Annotated in this window: 1 pseudogene; it reads right to left on the bottom strand. The window is 70.5% G+C overall.

What is annotated here, in order from left to right:
* Window positions 1-160 (bottom strand): annotated as a pseudogene (locus DSP71_RS24660) (methylated-DNA--protein-cysteine methyltransferase); the annotation flags it as partial.
* Window positions 161-210: the final 50 nt, after the last annotated feature.

Here is a 210-nt window from a genome sequence, read left to right as displayed (position 1 = left end):
CACCATCGCGCAGCGCCTCCGGACGGTTCGCCGCCGACAGCCGCCCGAGGATCGCCTCGACGTCGGACGTCCAGCCCGAGGCCAGCACGCGCTGATGGTCGTCGGCGAGGATCGTGAAGGCGCCGTCCGGCGTCTCGATGGTCTGGATGAGGGCGGTCATGAGTTCTCCTTCGTCGTGATGTCGGTGGGACGGTGCGCTGCGGGGACCCG

Origin of the sequence: Microbacterium sp. H6 (genome assembly GCF_003314775.1) — a bacterium.
Taxonomy (GTDB): Bacteria; Actinomycetota; Actinomycetes; order Actinomycetales; family Microbacteriaceae; genus Microbacterium; species Microbacterium oxydans.
Note: the sequence above shows the minus strand (reverse complement) of the source record. Positions and strands in the feature narration are given on the sequence as shown.